The 14,835-nt window shown below is 60.0% G+C and carries 16 protein-coding genes; 9 read left to right on the forward strand and 7 right to left on the reverse strand.

The genetic code is table 11. The features are described 5' to 3' along the window. Window positions 1–29 precede the first annotated feature (29 nt). The gene (locus tag BKE09_RS10465) at window positions 30–737 is read right to left on the reverse strand and encodes an AbiV family abortive infection protein (protein ID WP_075675695.1); all 708 of its coding nucleotides are present in this window, start codon (window positions 735–737) and stop codon (window positions 30–32) included. 342 nt (window positions 738–1,079) lie between these two features. Beyond that, on the reverse strand, window positions 1,080–1,373 hold the full coding sequence (locus tag BKE09_RS10470; RefSeq protein WP_049441866.1) for a metalloregulator ArsR/SmtB family transcription factor: 294 nt from the start codon (window positions 1,371–1,373) through the stop codon (window positions 1,080–1,082). A 171-nt stretch (window positions 1,374–1,544) separates the two neighbouring features. On the opposite strand from BKE09_RS10470, the gene BKE09_RS10475 reads away from it, so the two are divergent. From BKE09_RS10475 to BKE09_RS10510, 8 genes are all read left to right on the forward strand, one after another. Then, window positions 1,545–2,486 (forward strand): MBL fold metallo-hydrolase, encoded by a 942-nt coding sequence (locus BKE09_RS10475; RefSeq protein ID WP_232463132.1) that lies wholly within the window; start codon window positions 1,545–1,547, stop codon window positions 2,484–2,486. After that, a complete protein-coding gene (locus tag BKE09_RS10480; protein ID WP_005420838.1) occupies window positions 2,483–2,923 on the forward strand; it encodes a hypothetical protein in 441 nt (146 codons plus the stop codon). The genes BKE09_RS10475 and BKE09_RS10480 overlap by 4 nt, the downstream gene beginning before the upstream one ends. Next, the gene (locus tag BKE09_RS10485; RefSeq protein ID WP_075675696.1) at window positions 2,920–3,351 is read left to right on the forward strand and encodes a YeeE/YedE family protein; all 432 of its coding nucleotides are present in this window, start codon (window positions 2,920–2,922) and stop codon (window positions 3,349–3,351) included. Before BKE09_RS10480 ends, BKE09_RS10485 begins: the two co-directional genes overlap by 4 nt. Then, a complete protein-coding gene (locus tag BKE09_RS10490; RefSeq protein WP_075675697.1) occupies window positions 3,348–3,785 on the forward strand; it encodes a TIGR01244 family sulfur transferase in 438 nt (145 codons plus the stop codon). Before BKE09_RS10485 ends, BKE09_RS10490 begins: the two co-directional genes overlap by 4 nt. Before the next feature lie 18 nt (window positions 3,786–3,803). After that, a complete protein-coding gene (locus tag BKE09_RS10495; protein ID WP_083663114.1) occupies window positions 3,804–4,565 on the forward strand; it encodes a sulfite exporter TauE/SafE family protein in 762 nt (253 codons plus the stop codon). Window positions 4,566–4,569: 4 nt separating this feature from the next. Then, window positions 4,570–4,911: a hypothetical protein gene (locus BKE09_RS23725; protein ID WP_228756463.1), complete on the forward strand. Its 342-nt coding sequence runs from the start codon at window positions 4,570–4,572 to the stop codon at window positions 4,909–4,911. Between the two features lie 26 nt (window positions 4,912–4,937). Next, window positions 4,938–5,111 (forward strand): TonB-dependent receptor, encoded by a 174-nt coding sequence (locus BKE09_RS23730; RefSeq protein ID WP_232463067.1) that lies wholly within the window; start codon window positions 4,938–4,940, stop codon window positions 5,109–5,111. Between the two features lie 419 nt (window positions 5,112–5,530). Continuing rightward, on the forward strand, window positions 5,531–6,505 hold the full coding sequence (locus BKE09_RS10510) for a serine hydrolase domain-containing protein (protein ID WP_240502897.1): 975 nt from the start codon (window positions 5,531–5,533) through the stop codon (window positions 6,503–6,505). Between the two features lie 91 nt (window positions 6,506–6,596). Here the strand turns inward: BKE09_RS10510 and BKE09_RS10515 are convergent, their stop codons facing one another. The 3 genes from BKE09_RS10515 to BKE09_RS10525 all read right to left on the reverse strand — a co-directional run bounded on the left by BKE09_RS10515 (window position 6,597) and on the right by BKE09_RS10525 (window position 11,092). Continuing rightward, window positions 6,597–7,868, reverse strand: a complete 1,272-nt coding sequence (locus BKE09_RS10515; protein ID WP_153856698.1) for a DUF2254 domain-containing protein — start codon at window positions 7,866–7,868, stop codon at window positions 6,597–6,599. A 95-nt stretch (window positions 7,869–7,963) separates the two neighbouring features. Beyond that, a complete protein-coding gene (betT, locus tag BKE09_RS10520) occupies window positions 7,964–9,943 on the reverse strand; it encodes a choline BCCT transporter BetT (protein ID WP_049468424.1) in 1,980 nt (659 codons plus the stop codon). Between the two features lie 51 nt (window positions 9,944–9,994). Continuing rightward, window positions 9,995–11,092, reverse strand: a complete 1,098-nt coding sequence (locus BKE09_RS10525; RefSeq protein WP_075675700.1) for a hypothetical protein — start codon at window positions 11,090–11,092, stop codon at window positions 9,995–9,997. 252 nt (window positions 11,093–11,344) lie between these two features. Between BKE09_RS10525 and BKE09_RS10530 the strand changes: the two genes are divergently transcribed. Continuing rightward, on the forward strand, window positions 11,345–11,713 hold the full coding sequence (locus tag BKE09_RS10530) for an H-NS histone family protein (RefSeq protein WP_075675701.1): 369 nt from the start codon (window positions 11,345–11,347) through the stop codon (window positions 11,711–11,713). 674 nt (window positions 11,714–12,387) lie between these two features. On the opposite strand, the gene BKE09_RS23265 is transcribed toward BKE09_RS10530, so the two are convergent. Beyond that, entirely contained in the window at window positions 12,388–13,617 is a 1,230-nt protein-coding gene (locus BKE09_RS23265; RefSeq protein ID WP_139319639.1) for a hypothetical protein, read from the reverse strand. 112 nt (window positions 13,618–13,729) lie between these two features. After that, entirely contained in the window at window positions 13,730–14,749 is a 1,020-nt protein-coding gene (locus tag BKE09_RS10535; protein ID WP_075675702.1) for an ATP-binding protein, read from the reverse strand. Window positions 14,750–14,835 lie beyond the last annotated feature (86 nt).

The raw sequence follows: 14,835 nt of genomic DNA on the forward strand, positions 1-14,835 counted from the left end.
ATGAAAGAAGCCACTCATCCTATTAAGAACTAGCTCCCAGTTTCGGGGTGTTTTTCAAGCTGCAGGCGCATCTGTTCAACAATGGTCTCGATGATGGCCTCATCGTTCAACTGGCCCTTAAAGTCCATTGCCTCAGTATTGTCTAAGAAAGCTCTTGCCACCATCGCGAATCGCCCTGGATCCGCCTCGATTCGCTTTAGTAAGCGAATAAAACCCTCCCCTCGGCGGAGGAAGTCCGCATTTAAGTACATGCATGCAGAGGCAATTTCCTCGTTAATAGTATTAATTGGAGCGCTGAAAGAGCCGTCCTTATAGTCTACGTACAACCCTGTGTTTTTTATTTCGTTCATTTCCTTGTGAAATTTGTCCTGGAACTTTTTGAATTCCGCGCGGGCGGCATCCCAGTCGCGACACTCGCGTGCAGATCGTTCTTCGTCCGTTGGCTCTGCGTTGTACGCGTTTGCGTGGTTCTTTACTTTGTGGTCGCGAAAGCTCCTCGTGAGCTGAGCCTCATTGAAGTCGTTCCCTGTGAGGATCGATACAACCGCGCCACCTAAAATGTCCACTTTAGAACACTCCTCCATCGAAATTTGGTGGAGTGTAGCGGCGCGGGCGAAGGCACCGCTTTTCCCAAGAGTCTGTGCCTCCGAGTACAGAGCGATAGCATTCGTGTGGATCAATTCCGCGCCCACGATCAAGCTCTGCATGCGCGACATCGTGTCCTTAGCAACGGTCATGTTCTAATCTTTTAGGTTGGCAAGTCGCTTGGCGACTGAATAGTACATGAGTGGCTCCTCGCGCAAGAGAGGAAGATAAGCAGGTGTCCCAACAAAGCAAGAAGCTTTGGCGCACATAAAGCTGTGCAATAAATCGCACAGGATGCAGTGCGCAGCCCCCTCTCGGGGTGTCTGCTTTCGGCCATAAGCAGACATCCACCCCATCCCTGATAAACATCCCTAGGCCGCAGCAGACCTCGAGCCTGCTGCGGTCAATTGGTTTTGGGGCAGACTACGCCAATGGCCTAAATTCCCCTAGGTCAGTGAGTCTAGCTCGTCCCTTCTAGGACGCCTTAGGCCACTTCAAGTTGATGCATCGTCCGCACAGAAAATCCCATGCATCGCGCCCAGCAGTGCTGCAACGCGCGGGTCTGCCATGCGGTAGATGATCGACCGCGATTCCCGCCGGGTCGCTACAAGCTTTCGTTGGCGGAGTTCGGCCAGTTGCTGGGAGAGCGCCGGCTGTCGAATGCCAGTTGCGTCCTCAAGTCCGCCCACCGTCATTTCACCTTGCGCGAGCTGGCATAGCAGCAACAGGCGCGAGGGGGTGGCCATGAAGCGCAGCAACTCGGCCACTTCGGGCACGCGCTCCTTCATCGTGGCTAGGTCAGACGGGCTGAATGGGGGGCTGGTCACAGGCAATGGCAACTTGGGCGGCTGAGGTGATGCGAACACCATGGGTAACCCGTTCAATCTAGCATGTTTCAATAGTTGCACATATTACGTAACTATGTAATTCTCAGGCCACGAAGCCTCCTGGAGCCAGTCATGATCCCATCCGTAGAGACAGACGCCCCCCTGGAGCAGGCTGTGCGCCTAGTCAGCGATGCGCGTGCCGGCCTGCTTCCCTCGCCTTCCGTGAAGACGTTCTTCGATCCTGCTACGTTCACTGCCAGCCACGTCGTACGCGATCCAACGTCTTCAGCGTGCGCCATCATCGACAGTGTCCTGGACTTCGACATGGCCGCAGGCCGCACGTCCACGTCCTCCGCATCGGCGTTGGTGGACTACGTACGTGCCGAGCGCCTGCAGGTTCAATGGTTGCTGGAAACCCACGCGCATGCCGACCACCTGTCCGCGGCTCCATGGCTGCAGGAGCAGGTGGGAGGCGCGCTGGCTATTGGCGAACACATCACCGCAGTCCAGGAAACCTTCGGCAAGGTCTTCAACGCCGGCACTGCATTCAAGCGGGATGGCAGCCAGTTCGATCGCCTGTTCGCCGACGGTGCCTCCTTCCGCATCGGTAATCTGCAGGCGATGTCGCTGCACGTGCCAGGCCATACCCCCGCTTGTCTGGCGTACGTGATCGGCGACGCCGTATTTCCTGGAGACACGCTGTTCATGCCGGACTACGGCACCGCCCGATGCGACTTTCCAGGTGGCTCGGCGCGCCAGTTGTATCGCTCGATCCAGCGCCTGCTGTCCCTGCCCGACGCCGCCCGCGTATTCCTGTGCCATGACTACAAAGCCACCGGCCGGGACCATTTCGCATGGGAAACAACCATCGGTGCCGAAAGGACAACAAACATGCATGTGCACGAGGGCGTGAGTGAAGCCATGTTCGTGGAACTGCGGGAGGCTCGTGATGCCACGCTTCCGATGCCACGGCTGATCCTGCCGTCAGTGCAGGTCAACATGTGCGCCGGCCATCTGCCCGAACCCGAAGAAAACGGCGTGCGCTACCTCAAGCTGCCGGTGGACCTGCTATGACGCTCTCTCATCTGGCCTGGTATTGGCCGCTCGCTGGCGGTGCCATGATCGGAACAGCGGCCGGAGCCTATCTACTCCTTCTCGGGCGCGTTGCTGGCATCTCGGGTCTGCTTGCCAGGACACTGGGCATGCCGGGTGACGGCGGACGCAGCAGTGCTGCCCTGTTCCTGGCGGGACTTGCCCTGGCGTCAGGCTTGGCAATGGTGGCCAGGCCCATACCCCTGCCGGCGCTCTCCGCAAACGGAGCAGTGGTATTGGTGATTGCCGGACTGCTGGTGGGTTACGGAACTCGCCTTGGCGCTGGCTGTACCAGTGGGCACGGTGTCTGCGGACTAGGCCGGGCATCGCCGCGTTCGGTGGTGGCGACCTGCGTGTTCATGCTCGTGGGCATGGCCACGGCAACCCTGGTACAGATTGCGACCGGAGGCCCGGCATGATCCGTCCTGCCGCGTTCCTGTGCGGCGCACTCTTCGGATTGGGCCTGGTCGTATCCGATATGGCCAACCCAGCCCGCGTGCTTGCTTTCCTGGATGTGAGCGACGCCTGGGACCCCTCCCTGGCCCTGGTCATGCTGGGCGCACTGATTCCTTCCGGCGCAGCCTACCTGTGGATACGCGCCCGAGGAACACCACTGCTTGCCGCATCGCTGCACATTCCCACCCTTCGCATCATCGATCGGCGCCTGGTCATTGGTGCGGCGATATTCGGCCTGGGTTGGGGACTGGCTGGCGTGTGCCCCGGCCCAGCCATTGCGTTGCTGGGAACCGGCCAGCCCTTCGCGATCATCTTCGCCACGGCAATGATCGCTGGTGTGCTCCTGCATGGCCTCATTCATCGCCCCACTACAACTACGGGACAACCATGAACCTCAAGCCACTATCTGCCAGCCTCAAGGTGTCCGGCCAGCTCCTGCCAGGGAATATTGAAGCCCTGAAGGAGCAGGGCATTGCGAGCGTGATCTGCAACCGGCCCGACGACGAACAGCCGGAGCAGCCCAGTCACCATGCGCTGCAGGCTGCCTGCCACCAGGCGGGCATGCAGTTTGCCTATCTCCCGGTGGTGCCTGGCGTCATTACCGATGATCAGGTGAAGACCTTTGCCAAGTTGATCGACGCGCTGCCGCGCCCTGTTGCCGCCTACTGCAGAACCGGCACCCGTGCTGCGATGCTTTGGGCGCTGTCGGAAGTCGTTCACAATGGAGCGGCGTTTGCCGACGTCCTGTCTGTTGCTTCGGACGCAGGCTATGACCTTTCCTCCATCGCAACACGGCTGCAGCAAGGACCGGCGTCCGGCGGCTGACATATGGAAACGCTATCTCTGCTGCAGTGGGTGCTGGGCGGCCTGTCTGGCGTCCTGGTCGGCTTCGTCCTCGGGGTGGTTGGCGGGGGCGGATCCATCCTGGCGGTACCACTGATGCTCTACGTGGTCGGAGTGGAAGATCCGCATGTGGCTATCGGCACCAGCGCCCTGGCAGTGGCGGTCAATGCGGTGTCGAATCTGGTGATACATGCCCGTAGAGGGAATGTTCGTTGGCCCTGTGCCTCGGTCTTCGCCCTGGCGGGGATCGCGGGCGCCTACCTGGGTTCCAGCTTGGGCAAGGCGTTCGACGGCAAGAGGCTGTTGGCGCTGTTTGCTGTGGTCATGATCATTGTCGGCATCGCCATGCTTCGCAGGCGCAACACGCTTGGCTTCGCGGACGCTCGGCTCGGCAGACGCAACGCGGCCGCACTGATTGGGCTGGGCGCCACCGCCGGCGGGCTTTCCGGCTTCTTTGGAATTGGCGGAGGGTTCCTCATCGTGCCCGCACTGGTGGCCGCGACGGGAATGCCGATCATCGCCGCCGTCGGAAGCTCGCTCGTCGCCGTCGCCGCATTTGGCATGACCACCGCATTGAACTACGCGCATGCAGGTCTGATCAACTGGAAGCTCGCGGCAGTCTTCGTCGTTGCCGGAATGGCTGGCGGTACTGCAGGAGCAGCAACTTCGACGAAGCTTGCCAGCTATCGTGGAGCCCTGAACACGGTATTTGCAGTACTGATCTTCATTACTGCCGCATACATGCTGTGGAAGGTGAGCTGACCGGATGTATGCCAGCCCCCGCCAAGGCCTACGTTGGGTCACCTTCACCGAGGGCGGCGCGCAGCAGGAGCAGTTCAACGATGAAACCCAGCGCGGCCCGATCCTCAATGCCACCTGGCGGCCGGACACCGCGCTGGCCGAGCTGGTGGTGAATGCTGGTGTGGATGGCCAATGGCAGGACAACATCGTCCAGCGCTACCGCACCGTGCAGCGCCAGCGCCAGCGCCAGGCTACCCTGCGCGACTGGGACTTCGATCTGGATACGCGCGGTGCGTACGTGCAGGCGGTGATATACCCGATCGACCGGCTCAAGCTGGTACCGGCGCCCTGCGCTGGACGTCGCTGAAGTCCGTCGAGAACAGCAATATCGGCGTGGCCAACGGCAAGACCCTCAGCCATGTGTCTCCCCACTTCGGGGCAACGTACGATCTCGCTCCCGGCATCGCCCTGTTTGCGGGCTACTCGACCGCCTTCCGTGCACCGTTCGGCTTCATCGGTCTTGCAACGCCGGAGCCTGAAACGTCCACCAACGTGGAAGGGGCCTGAAGCTGTCACTGCTTGGGCGTGGACTTTCCGGCGCCGTTACGGTATTCCGGCAGAAGCGCGAAGACGTGGCGGTATCCGAGACTGTCGAGCTGCATCCGCGTTTTCAAGGTTGGTTGGCCTCGCGGCTAAGCTCCCGATCTTGAGCTCCCAGCCGGCCCGACGACGTGGGACCGCCTCATCGCGTGCACAGCGAATGCCATCCGTAGAGACGGGGAAAGTCGGCGCGTTGGAAAGGGTCCGTCAATAGTCGTGGCTGTCATTGTCCCTATATCATCGCCACCTACGGAGCCAACAACTCATCGCCGATGCCGAACGCCCCGACACGACGCCGCCTCTGTACCGCCCTGCTCACCGCAGGTGCTGGGCTGATTGTGCCTGGCGTCCGAGCAAGCAGGCGACTGTCTGGGAGCCGCCAGTCGTTGACGGCCCTGCTTGAGGCTGAGCACCAGCCGGGAATGGCTGCAGTCGTCGTGGAGCGAGGACGGGTCGCCGAAACAGGCACTGCGGGACTGCGCAGGGATGCCAGCGCCGCGCGGGTCGATCGGCATACCGTGTTCGAAATCGGCTCTATCACCAAAGTATTCACTGCCCTGCTGGTGTTCCGGCTCCGGCAGTGGGGCTGGCTTGATACGGACGCCCCTATAGGACGCTACTTGGATGCACTACCAGTGGCATGGGAGCCCATTGCACTGTCGCGCCTGCTGAGCCATACATCCGGCATTCCGAACTACCTGAACGAGCGCAACTTTCTCGAATTGATGCCGATGGATCCTGCGCCTAGAGAACTATTGGCAATGGTCGGGAAAGCGCCCCTCGAGTTCGCCCCAGGAACACGATTCGCTTATTCGAATACGAACTACATACTTCTCGGCCTTGCCATTGAGCGGGTGACGGGCATGGACTACTGGCAGTTTCTGCAGGACGAAATCCTGGGGCCGCTGGACATGCGCGATGCCGGGCCCCGTCGCACCGGCGACCGCCGCAGCATTGCCCAAGGACACCTCTACCAGGATGGACATTGGCTCGATCCGCCCCTCACCGCACCGGGCTCCGCCTGGGCTGCTGGAGGGCTGCTCGCCAGCATCGACGACATGGCACGTTTCGCCGTAGCGCTGGACCGGGGCGATCTGCTGCCCCATACATTGCTGCGTGAGATGTGGCGCGGCACACGCCTTGCCGACGGTACCACAGCCAGCTGGGGCGCTGGCTGGGAGTTGGCTGAGGACGGCGACGTGGTGGGGCATGGCGGCGGGACGGCAGGCTTTACGGGATACATCCGACACGTTCGTTCGCTGCGGCGAACCGTCGTAGTGCTTGTCAATCGCGCTGGAGACATCGGCCCGCAGGGCATCGCTGAGCGCCTGGACTTAGGGTTGCGCGCAAGCAAGGGCTGAACCGCCCGGGTACCAACTCACGCTCGCTAGCAAGCCCAATTCAACCAGCTGCCACAGGTTGTCCCCAGCTTGAGAGTACCTCGCAGCAGGATCATCGCTCCAACGCCGCGGCTTGAATTGCCCTTCGATCAAGTTCGAATTCGAGTGCTTGGATAGCTCGGGACAGTGCTGTACGGGCGTGCTCTCCTGCCGCGTTCACAACGGCGGGGTCTGCTGACCGTGCTAGCGCCCCGAATGCCTTCTGCAGCCGGATGTTGACCTCCAGCGAGCCGGCCGCATCCCTGGAGATTGGTGTGAATGCATCCTCGAACATGTCGCGGACATCGAGGCACTGCACGTGCACATGCGGATAGAGCACATCACACGTCTCAGCGTCCCCGGTGTGGCTGGCCCATGCACAGAGCAGCCTGACACAGGTCCCGATGACGTCGATGCAGGTGCCAGGGTCGTTCACCGCAGGTGACATGGCTCGCTGGGCAATTTCCGCAAGCACGACCAGCCCGAACCGTGGGTCATTCTCGATGGAGCGCGTGTCACTGAAGGAAATGGCTGAGATCACTTCACTCTGCACTTCCGGAAGCGGGCTCCCTTCGATGGCTATCAAGGGACGGGCTGGGGTCGCGAACGTACCCGGCTGGCAGAGCAGATGAACGCGCAGATCATGTTCCCGTGCAATGCCGTCGATCCGGGCGACGTCCACATGTTCAACGTACGCAACCTGATCGCCAACCAGCAGTACCGCCCCCTCCCCTACCGGGACCGCACTGGCTCCGCCGAGTCGAGGCTCCTCGGCGCGGCGCTTCATTGCCGCTTTGGTCGCCCGCTCCACCAGATCGATGGTTTCGCCAACGCGGCCAAAGCGTGAGAACTGCTCGATAGCCCTGAGCAACGTCACTGTGATGACGATGATGACCGCGATGGTTGCCCCGAACAGCACAAGCCGGCCGCTGTCTCCGTAGATGCCGGTGCTGAGCGCGATGAGGCCCACGATCGAGAACAGGAAGGCACCAATGAAGGTGGCCAGCGCACCTTGGGCCCGGGTGTCTTCGATCAGCAGGCGGGCCGCGCGCGGGGTGGCGCTGCTCGACGCGGACCCGTAGGCCGAGACCATGGTGGACAGCGAGAAGGTGGTGACCGTCAGCATCGACGCGGCAAGTATGCCAAGAATGTTACCGACGGAATCGGCGCCGATCCGTGCGGCAAGGCCGGTGGGAATGAGGAACTTCAGGAACGCGCCGGCCAACGCCGTGATGATGCCCAGGGCGCCATACAGGGTCGAGCGGAACCACATCCGCTTTGTAACTTTGCTGGCTGCAAGCCTCAATCTGGTGAGCACGGGCAACTTCCTGGGCAGTTGCGCCATCAATAACACGGTCGGGCGCCGAGGACACGTCAACGCAGGGTCACGCCCGGCCCAAGGCAGATGCCGCTCCTCCGGGCGGCATCTGTGTACGGATTCTACGAGCGCACCTTGTCCAGGAACTGACGGTGGCGCTCGTACTGATCGAGCACATCGTGGATAAGCTGAACCTTGGTCCACCCCATGACGTCGTAGTCCTGCCCGCCCTCCCGCAGATAGACCTCCGCTCGGTAATGACGGGTACCCTCGCTGACCGGTCGACGGGGATCCTGCAGGGCGAACGTCGGCGGCTCATAGGGCTGGGGCCGTACGGAGTAGAAGAAGTCCATCTCCTCGCCATGGCCAACCTGCAGCCACGCACGACCATCCTCCCCCTTGGAGACCTGGACCGGAAGATCCTGCTTGCGCAGCTCAGCCGCAACCTCTTCCAATGCAGGAATGACGCGCTGCTCGATGAAGCCGGTCACCTCGATCTTCAACGGGTTGTGCGCCAGCAGGCGCAGGCGCGCCCGCCAATCCTCGCTGGTGCCCGGCAGGATACGTGCCTCCCGCAGGATCGAGCGCTTGGTCGCATCGAGATGCATGGCCTTCAGCAGTCCCCAGCACATCAGGATCATGACGATCGTAAATGGCAACGCGCTGGCAATGGTGGCTGCCTGCAACGACTCCAGCCCGCCGGCCACCAACAGGGCAATTGCCAGGCCGCCGACCAGCAGCGCCCAGAAGATCCGCTGCCAGACCGGCGATTCCTCCTCACCCTTCGAGGTGAGCATGTCGATTACCAGGGCGCCGGAGTCCGCTGAGGTTACGAAAAACAGCGCAACCAGGATGACAGCAAGCGAAGAGGTCAGCATGGTCAGGGGCAGGTGTTCCAGGAACTCGAAAAGCGCCATCGAGCTGTCGGTTGAGACCGCCTGCACCAACTGCTGGATGCCCTCTGCCCGCACCATGTGCAACGCGGTGTTGCCGTAGATGGTCATCCACAGGAATGTGAAGCCAAGCGGCACAAGCAACACCCCTACCACGAACTCACGGACGGTGCGTCCACGTGAGATGCGCGCGATGAACATGCCAACGAAGGGCGACCACGCAATCCACCAGCCCCAGTAGAACAGCGTCCAGCCACCCAGCCAACCGGTGGGTTCGTAGGCATAAAGGTTGAAAGTCATCGAGAACAGCTGGGAAACGTACATGCCGGTGTTCTGCACCAGTGCCTGCATCAGGTGCACGGTGGGTCCACAGACCAGGACGAAGGCCAGCAGCGCCGCCGCCAGGATCATGTTGAGCTCGGACAACCTGCGTACGCCGCTGTCCAGGCCAGCCACGACCGATCCGGTGGCCACCAGTGTGATGACGGTGATCAAGCCAACCTGGGCGAGCGTACTGACCTCCAGGCCGAACAGGTAGTTCAGGCCGGCGTTGATCTGCATGACGCCCAGTCCCAGCGAGGTGGCCAGGCCGAAGATGGTACCCAGCGCGGCAAACGTGTCTACGGCATGTCCCAACGGGCCGTGGATACGGTCGCCGATGAGCGGATACAGCGCGGAGCGGACACGCAGCGGGAGATTGTGTCGGTACGCAAAGTACGCCAGCGACAGCGCTACCACCGCGTAGATCGCCCATGCGTGGATGCCCCAGTGGAAGAAGGTGATGCGCATCGCCTGGCGGGCAGCGGCGGCGGACTCAGGCGAACCAACCGGCGGCGTGGCGTAGTGCATGATGGGCTCGGCAACGCCAAAGAACATCAGACCGATGCCCATGCCGGCAGCGAACAACATTGCGAACCAGGAACCGTAGCTGTAGTCCGGCGTACTGTGGTCAGGGCCGAGCTTGATGCGGCCGTAACTGCTGATGGCGACGCCGACGACAAAGACCAGGAAGCCGGCTACTGCAAGGATGGTGAACCAACCTGCATCGTTGGCGGCCCATGACTTGGCCGCGGTGAACCACCGCGTGGCCATTTCGGGCGCGAAGGCGGCAAGCGCGAGCAGCGCGATGACGATGGCTGCCGTGGGAATGAACACCTGCGGAAGGATCCGCTGGCGAACGGGGGGATGTTGCGGAGCCGTGCTCTGCATGGATACCTCCGTGTTATTGGGTGGAAGAACCTGCGGCTTGCGCGAGGCCGATCAGAAGTAGAAGCCGATATTGAGGTTCAGCCGCGAATGCCAGCTGGAAGGCCCTCCTTCGTCGATGCCGATACCATCACCACCAGCAAACCACATGTTGCGGCCAGCGATCCAGTCGACATAGGTGAGCATGATGCCTTTCTGCAGGCTGCAACCGGTCACGTTCTGCCACGAATCACGAAGCCCCGCGCGGTGCCCGACCGGGCGGGTCATGCTGAGGTTGTTATAGCAGGTGATGTCATCCAGCCAGCCCTTCTGGCCGAACGAATAGGCGATGTTGGCGCTTGGCACATCCGCCTGCGCTGCAACCTGGAAGGGGGATTGGAACGCCGACAGTGCGATGCGATCTCCGGGCACGTCATACCGGTACCGCGCCCACTGCAGCTGCGCGGTCCAACCATCGCGCTGCCACTGTGCATGGAGGGCCGCGCCCTGATGACCGTAGTGACGCCGTGTCTGAGTGTTCTGCACCTTGCCAGCAAACGCTGATGCGCCCAGCAACAGTTCGCCGCCGCCCCAGTCGCGCGCGCTCTCCACGCGTGCATGCAGTCGTTGCCGCTCGCGATACGGCAACGCCTCGGTCTGCGCGACATCAAAGGAGTAGCGATCGTAGCGAGCCCCGGACCCGTATTCGTCTCCGGAGAACCAGCCAAGATGCCAAGTTGTGCTGCCGCTGCGGTGAATCACTATAAGGCCCGGATCGTAATCATCCTCGACGCCCAGGTAGTAGCCGGAGCCGAACCAGAAACTCTGCGAAACGGTAGGGAGCAGCCCGAACGGGACTTGCTGGATACCTACCTTCAGCTGGGTAGCATCGGAGAACTGCCAGCCCGCGTACGCGTGATGCACGGCGTCGAAACCATCGTACCAGCGGTACTGGGCAGAGAAGGAAAACGGTCCGGTTCCAGCGTCAAGATCTGCGCGCAGCAGTTCAAGCTGCAGGCGGCTGGTCGGCCCGTAGTCGAGCCAGCCATAGTTGAACCTGACGGCGCCTCCTGGATCAAAGTAAGGATCTCTATGGAGGTTATCCTCAGAAGCATCTGCAGCCAGCGAAGTTCCCGCCAACGCGGCAGCGACAATGAAGGGAATTGATCTCACGGTTATGCGCCTTGCCTCCCTGATCTGCTACGGAAAGCACTTGAGTCTAACGTCGATTCATCCAATGCCTCAAACTGGCGTTCTCAAAGAACTCTTGGCGACGCCACGTGAAAATCATGTGCAGTGAGAGAGTAGCTAACACGATCCACTTTTTAGTAGTCGATCCTGTGATTGAGCGACTCATAGTGGATGTGGAGTGACACGCAATGTCATTTGAGAATAGGCTAGGGCCTCGACACCGGGGAAGAATTCATGACTATTGATATCAGCGGCCTTTCTGCCAAGGAACTTCGCTCACTGATTGCTCAGGCGGAGAAGCAGCAGTCCAAAGTGCTGTCACGCCCTAAGGCCACAGCGATGCGCGCCAAGATCAACAAGTACGTCAAGGATCATGGATACACGATAGAGGAACTCTACGGCGCTTCAGTGATCGTGCCCTCCGAAACCGCCAAGAAGCGAGGTGATCGGAGGTCTGCCAAATCGACAGTGCCCAACACCGCCCCCAAGTACCGCAATCCTGCAGTGCGCGGCCAGACGTGGTCCGGTCGAGGGCGGCAACCGCGATGGATAGCCGAGCTGGTAGCAAGCGGAAAATCACTGAATGACTTCCTGATCAAGTAGTGATAGCGGGGCAGCCGTACACCGGTACCGCAGCAAGTCCTGAGAATCATTAGTCATCAGATCGAACAGGATGCTGGTGCGCGGAATGCCCTGCCAGGTTGGCGATCAAAGATTTCAGCTAGTCGCAGTTGATGTGACAGCGGGCGAACAGCAGGCGCTCCCCTTGCCTTTGGAGAGTGCGCTCAGGCAGCAATGATTGCAGTATCCGCTTCTGGCCAGAAGCGGACCTGGATCAGGGCCAATGCGGCCGGGATAGCTTCGGGCCGCTGCGATCCTAGGCAACTCGGTCACTTCACCAGGTTCCAAGAGACGCCGGTGTCGAGCGGTACAGCCTACTAGCGTCAGCGAAAGCAACGGCGTTAGGTCAAAGTTGCGTCGGATCCGAAGGATTAGAGCCCTCATGGCAAACCCTCGTCATGTGAACTCTCGCTAGAATCAGCTAAACCTCCGGGGCGGCAATGGCCAGTAGAAGTCAGCTTCGCCAAGCAATCATTGAAGCTCAGGCTTCGCTACGCTTGGAGGGCCTGCCCATCGGAGATCGAGATGATGACATCTATGCCGCAGCCATTGATGGTTCGCTCCGTAGACCGTTGCGCGATCTGGTCTTGAAGCGTATTCGCGCCGAGTTGGGGCTGGCTCACGAGACGAATGAAAATTGACAGAGGCCGCGAGGGCTAGGCGACGCTATGTCGTCGCCGGCCACCAGACGGCTGTTTTCGTAAGCGGTTTTCACTTAGCGCCTTCAGCACGTTTCGTGCTCCGAGCATCACCGAGAATCCCACATCCAGCGACACATTGCATCGCTGGCCGATTTGCTTGGCTGCCTGCTGAAGTTTGCGGTGGGATCCCGCTTGGTCTGCATCTCCTTCAACCATCTGTAGCGCAAGATCCATTGCCCTGTTCAAGTGAACTCTTTGACTGTACGGACCTTGCTCTTCGTATCTCAATTTGTACTCCTCGTAGACGTCAAGGTGCATCTCTCGTAGCAACTGCCTATTGAGCCTGAAGCGTCTAAGTACAACTTTCATCTGCGGCACATAGTGGTCTTTCTCGGATGCTTTCAGAACATCTGAAAAGCATTTGGCACATCGCTCGAGCCGCTCCGCATGCCTCCCAACAGGTAGCTTTAACGTTGCATAGCTAAACCAAAGATCCAACAGCGGCTCGGAAGCCGCCGCATCCGGGCTTAGCAAGATGTCGCGTGCTGAGATGGACTGGAGAGCGCAGAGATTGACAATGGCACGAATGGTCGTCCGACCCCTGCTCAAGTTCTTGGTAGCGCGGTAGAATTCCGCCTTGAGAGCGTTAGGATATGCCCGCCTCATCGGATGGCCGTCAACGAGCAGTTTCACGAATCGAACATAGTTTTCGAAGGGAATCTGGGGTTGTGAGGGCGTCGCGCAAAGTTCGATTATGGATGCAAGCTGCTGCTGACCCCATGCCTCGTCGCCAGTAATCGCTGCGGCGGCGCCATCACCGGAAAGCGATTGCTTGCATTTGTGGCATCTTCTGCGCCGCTGGTAGTCTGTTGAGCTCGGCTGGTCCGCGCCACACCTTGAACAGGTGGTTTCGAGCTTGCATTTATGCAGGTCACACTCAGCTTGAATGTCGACGATCCACGATAGCGGCTCATATGAGAGATCATCGTCCCAATCGCGGTAGCACACTGGGCACCAGCGGCGGCGCGTTGTGTCTCGGCCTCCTCCGTAGGTTGCCAGTACGTCCTCCAAAACCCAGAATGTGCCGCACTGCAGGTCGTCCTGGGCGGTCAGCATCTTGAGCGTGCTGATACGGTGACTGAAGTCACGGCTGGGACCGCAATACTTGCCCGAGCCCATGACTTGTCCTCTACGCCCACCAGCAATAGCTGGACCGACTATCGACATCATATTGGCCATGGTCACGCCGACTGTCCACGCTTGCCGTAGAACGTAGTGCTCCAAGGATTCAACTCGCGACGTTCCCACACCCTTCAATTGAAGTGGAGGCAAGGACGACCAGGTAAATCGGTGAATGCTAGACTTCACGGCACACCTCCCCATAAGAGGAGGCCCAACTAGACTTGAGTTGTTTCGCTCTGGCTGTGACGCTTCCAGCTTCCATTGCATCCTCGAATTCCTCGATATCTCGCCAAAGGTTGGCAAGATCGTTGTCTGAATAGTAGGAGGCCTCTATGTGACGTTTAAGGATCCGCTCGCTTCCTTCCTGCTTGGCCGCATCCGCAGCTCGCGACAGAAGTTGAGCCACCTCTCCATAGACACCTCCCGTCGCGACCAGTAGATCCGCCGCCATTCGAATCAATAGGTCCTGTTTAGAGAAATTGTGCCTTTCGCTTAGCGACATAAGGAGGCGCAAGAATGGAGCCCGGTCCTCCTTTCTTCTAACGCTATATGGCGGAACCCATATAGACGTCACACTTCGGCGAAGCTCGGATCCGATCGACCAGAGTTGAACTGCCCTGTGGATTCCGCTCATTATCAGCATCGACCCGGCGGACTCTGCTAACGTCATCAAGTGCAATGCATGGTCTGCAGGTGACTTGTCTTTGTGATTCACCAGAAGCGCTGATATTTGATCGATAGCGACATACTTGCAGTCACGCGCAATCATGGACCGCCTCACAGACGACCAACACTCCGCTTCGGTGAGCCTGAGTTGATACCGTCCAAGTTGAAGGTCTCTGTCGCGCACTTCGGCTTGAATGTCCGAAGGGGGAATTGACCGAGGTGATCTGCCCTCCAGCGCCCAAGTCAGAGTCGGCGCGTTAAGCTCTTGCAACAACTCGCGGGCGAGATATCGCGAACTGAAGTATGCTCCAACTGGCAAGCACGCAAACGTCTCGATGGCAGGAACTTTTCCCTTTTCCCACAGGTTTGGATTCCCAAACATCTCACGCATAACGCTCCGACGCATCGTGGTCTTCCCTACACCGGACGGACCGATGACGTAGACCATATGCCCCGGTCTGTGATTGTCTAGGGCTGCCCTCAGTCGATCTCGCGGCCGTCTGTATGCTGAGTGCTGGAGAAGTTCCATCAGAAATCCTCCGCTTTGTCGAGCGCTTCTACACCTTCCTGCGAAGGGCCTATATCTTGGCCCTCGTGACTGGTGGATTCCGCTAG

This window comes from Stenotrophomonas sp. TD3 (assembly GCF_001939825.1).
Classification (GTDB): domain Bacteria; phylum Pseudomonadota; class Gammaproteobacteria; order Xanthomonadales; family Xanthomonadaceae; genus Stenotrophomonas.

Coding starts and splice junctions, on each gene's coding strand:
- betT (WP_049468424.1), bottom strand. CDS start 9,943: ATGCAGAGCACGGCTCCGCAACATCCCCCCGTTCGCCAGCGGATCCTT.
- BKE09_RS10515 (WP_153856698.1), bottom strand. CDS start 7,868: ATGGCGCAACTGCCCAGGAAGTTGCCCGTGCTCACCAGATTGAGGCTT.
- BKE09_RS23725 (WP_228756463.1), top strand. CDS start 4,570: ATGTATGCCAGCCCCCGCCAAGGCCTACGTTGGGTCACCTTCACCGAG.
- BKE09_RS10475 (WP_232463132.1), top strand. CDS start 1,545: ATGATCCCATCCGTAGAGACAGACGCCCCCCTGGAGCAGGCTGTGCGC.
- BKE09_RS10530 (WP_075675701.1), top strand. CDS start 11,345: ATGACTATTGATATCAGCGGCCTTTCTGCCAAGGAACTTCGCTCACTG.
- BKE09_RS10470 (WP_049441866.1), bottom strand. CDS start 1,373: ATGAAGGAGCGCGTGCCCGAAGTGGCCGAGTTGCTGCGCTTCATGGCC.
- BKE09_RS10480 (WP_005420838.1), top strand. CDS start 2,483: ATGACGCTCTCTCATCTGGCCTGGTATTGGCCGCTCGCTGGCGGTGCC.
- BKE09_RS10485 (WP_075675696.1), top strand. CDS start 2,920: ATGATCCGTCCTGCCGCGTTCCTGTGCGGCGCACTCTTCGGATTGGGC.
- BKE09_RS10535 (WP_075675702.1), bottom strand. CDS start 14,749: ATGGAACTTCTCCAGCACTCAGCATACAGACGGCCGCGAGATCGACTG.
- BKE09_RS10465 (WP_075675695.1), bottom strand. CDS start 737: ATGACCGTTGCTAAGGACACGATGTCGCGCATGCAGAGCTTGATCGTG.
- BKE09_RS10490 (WP_075675697.1), top strand. CDS start 3,348: ATGAACCTCAAGCCACTATCTGCCAGCCTCAAGGTGTCCGGCCAGCTC.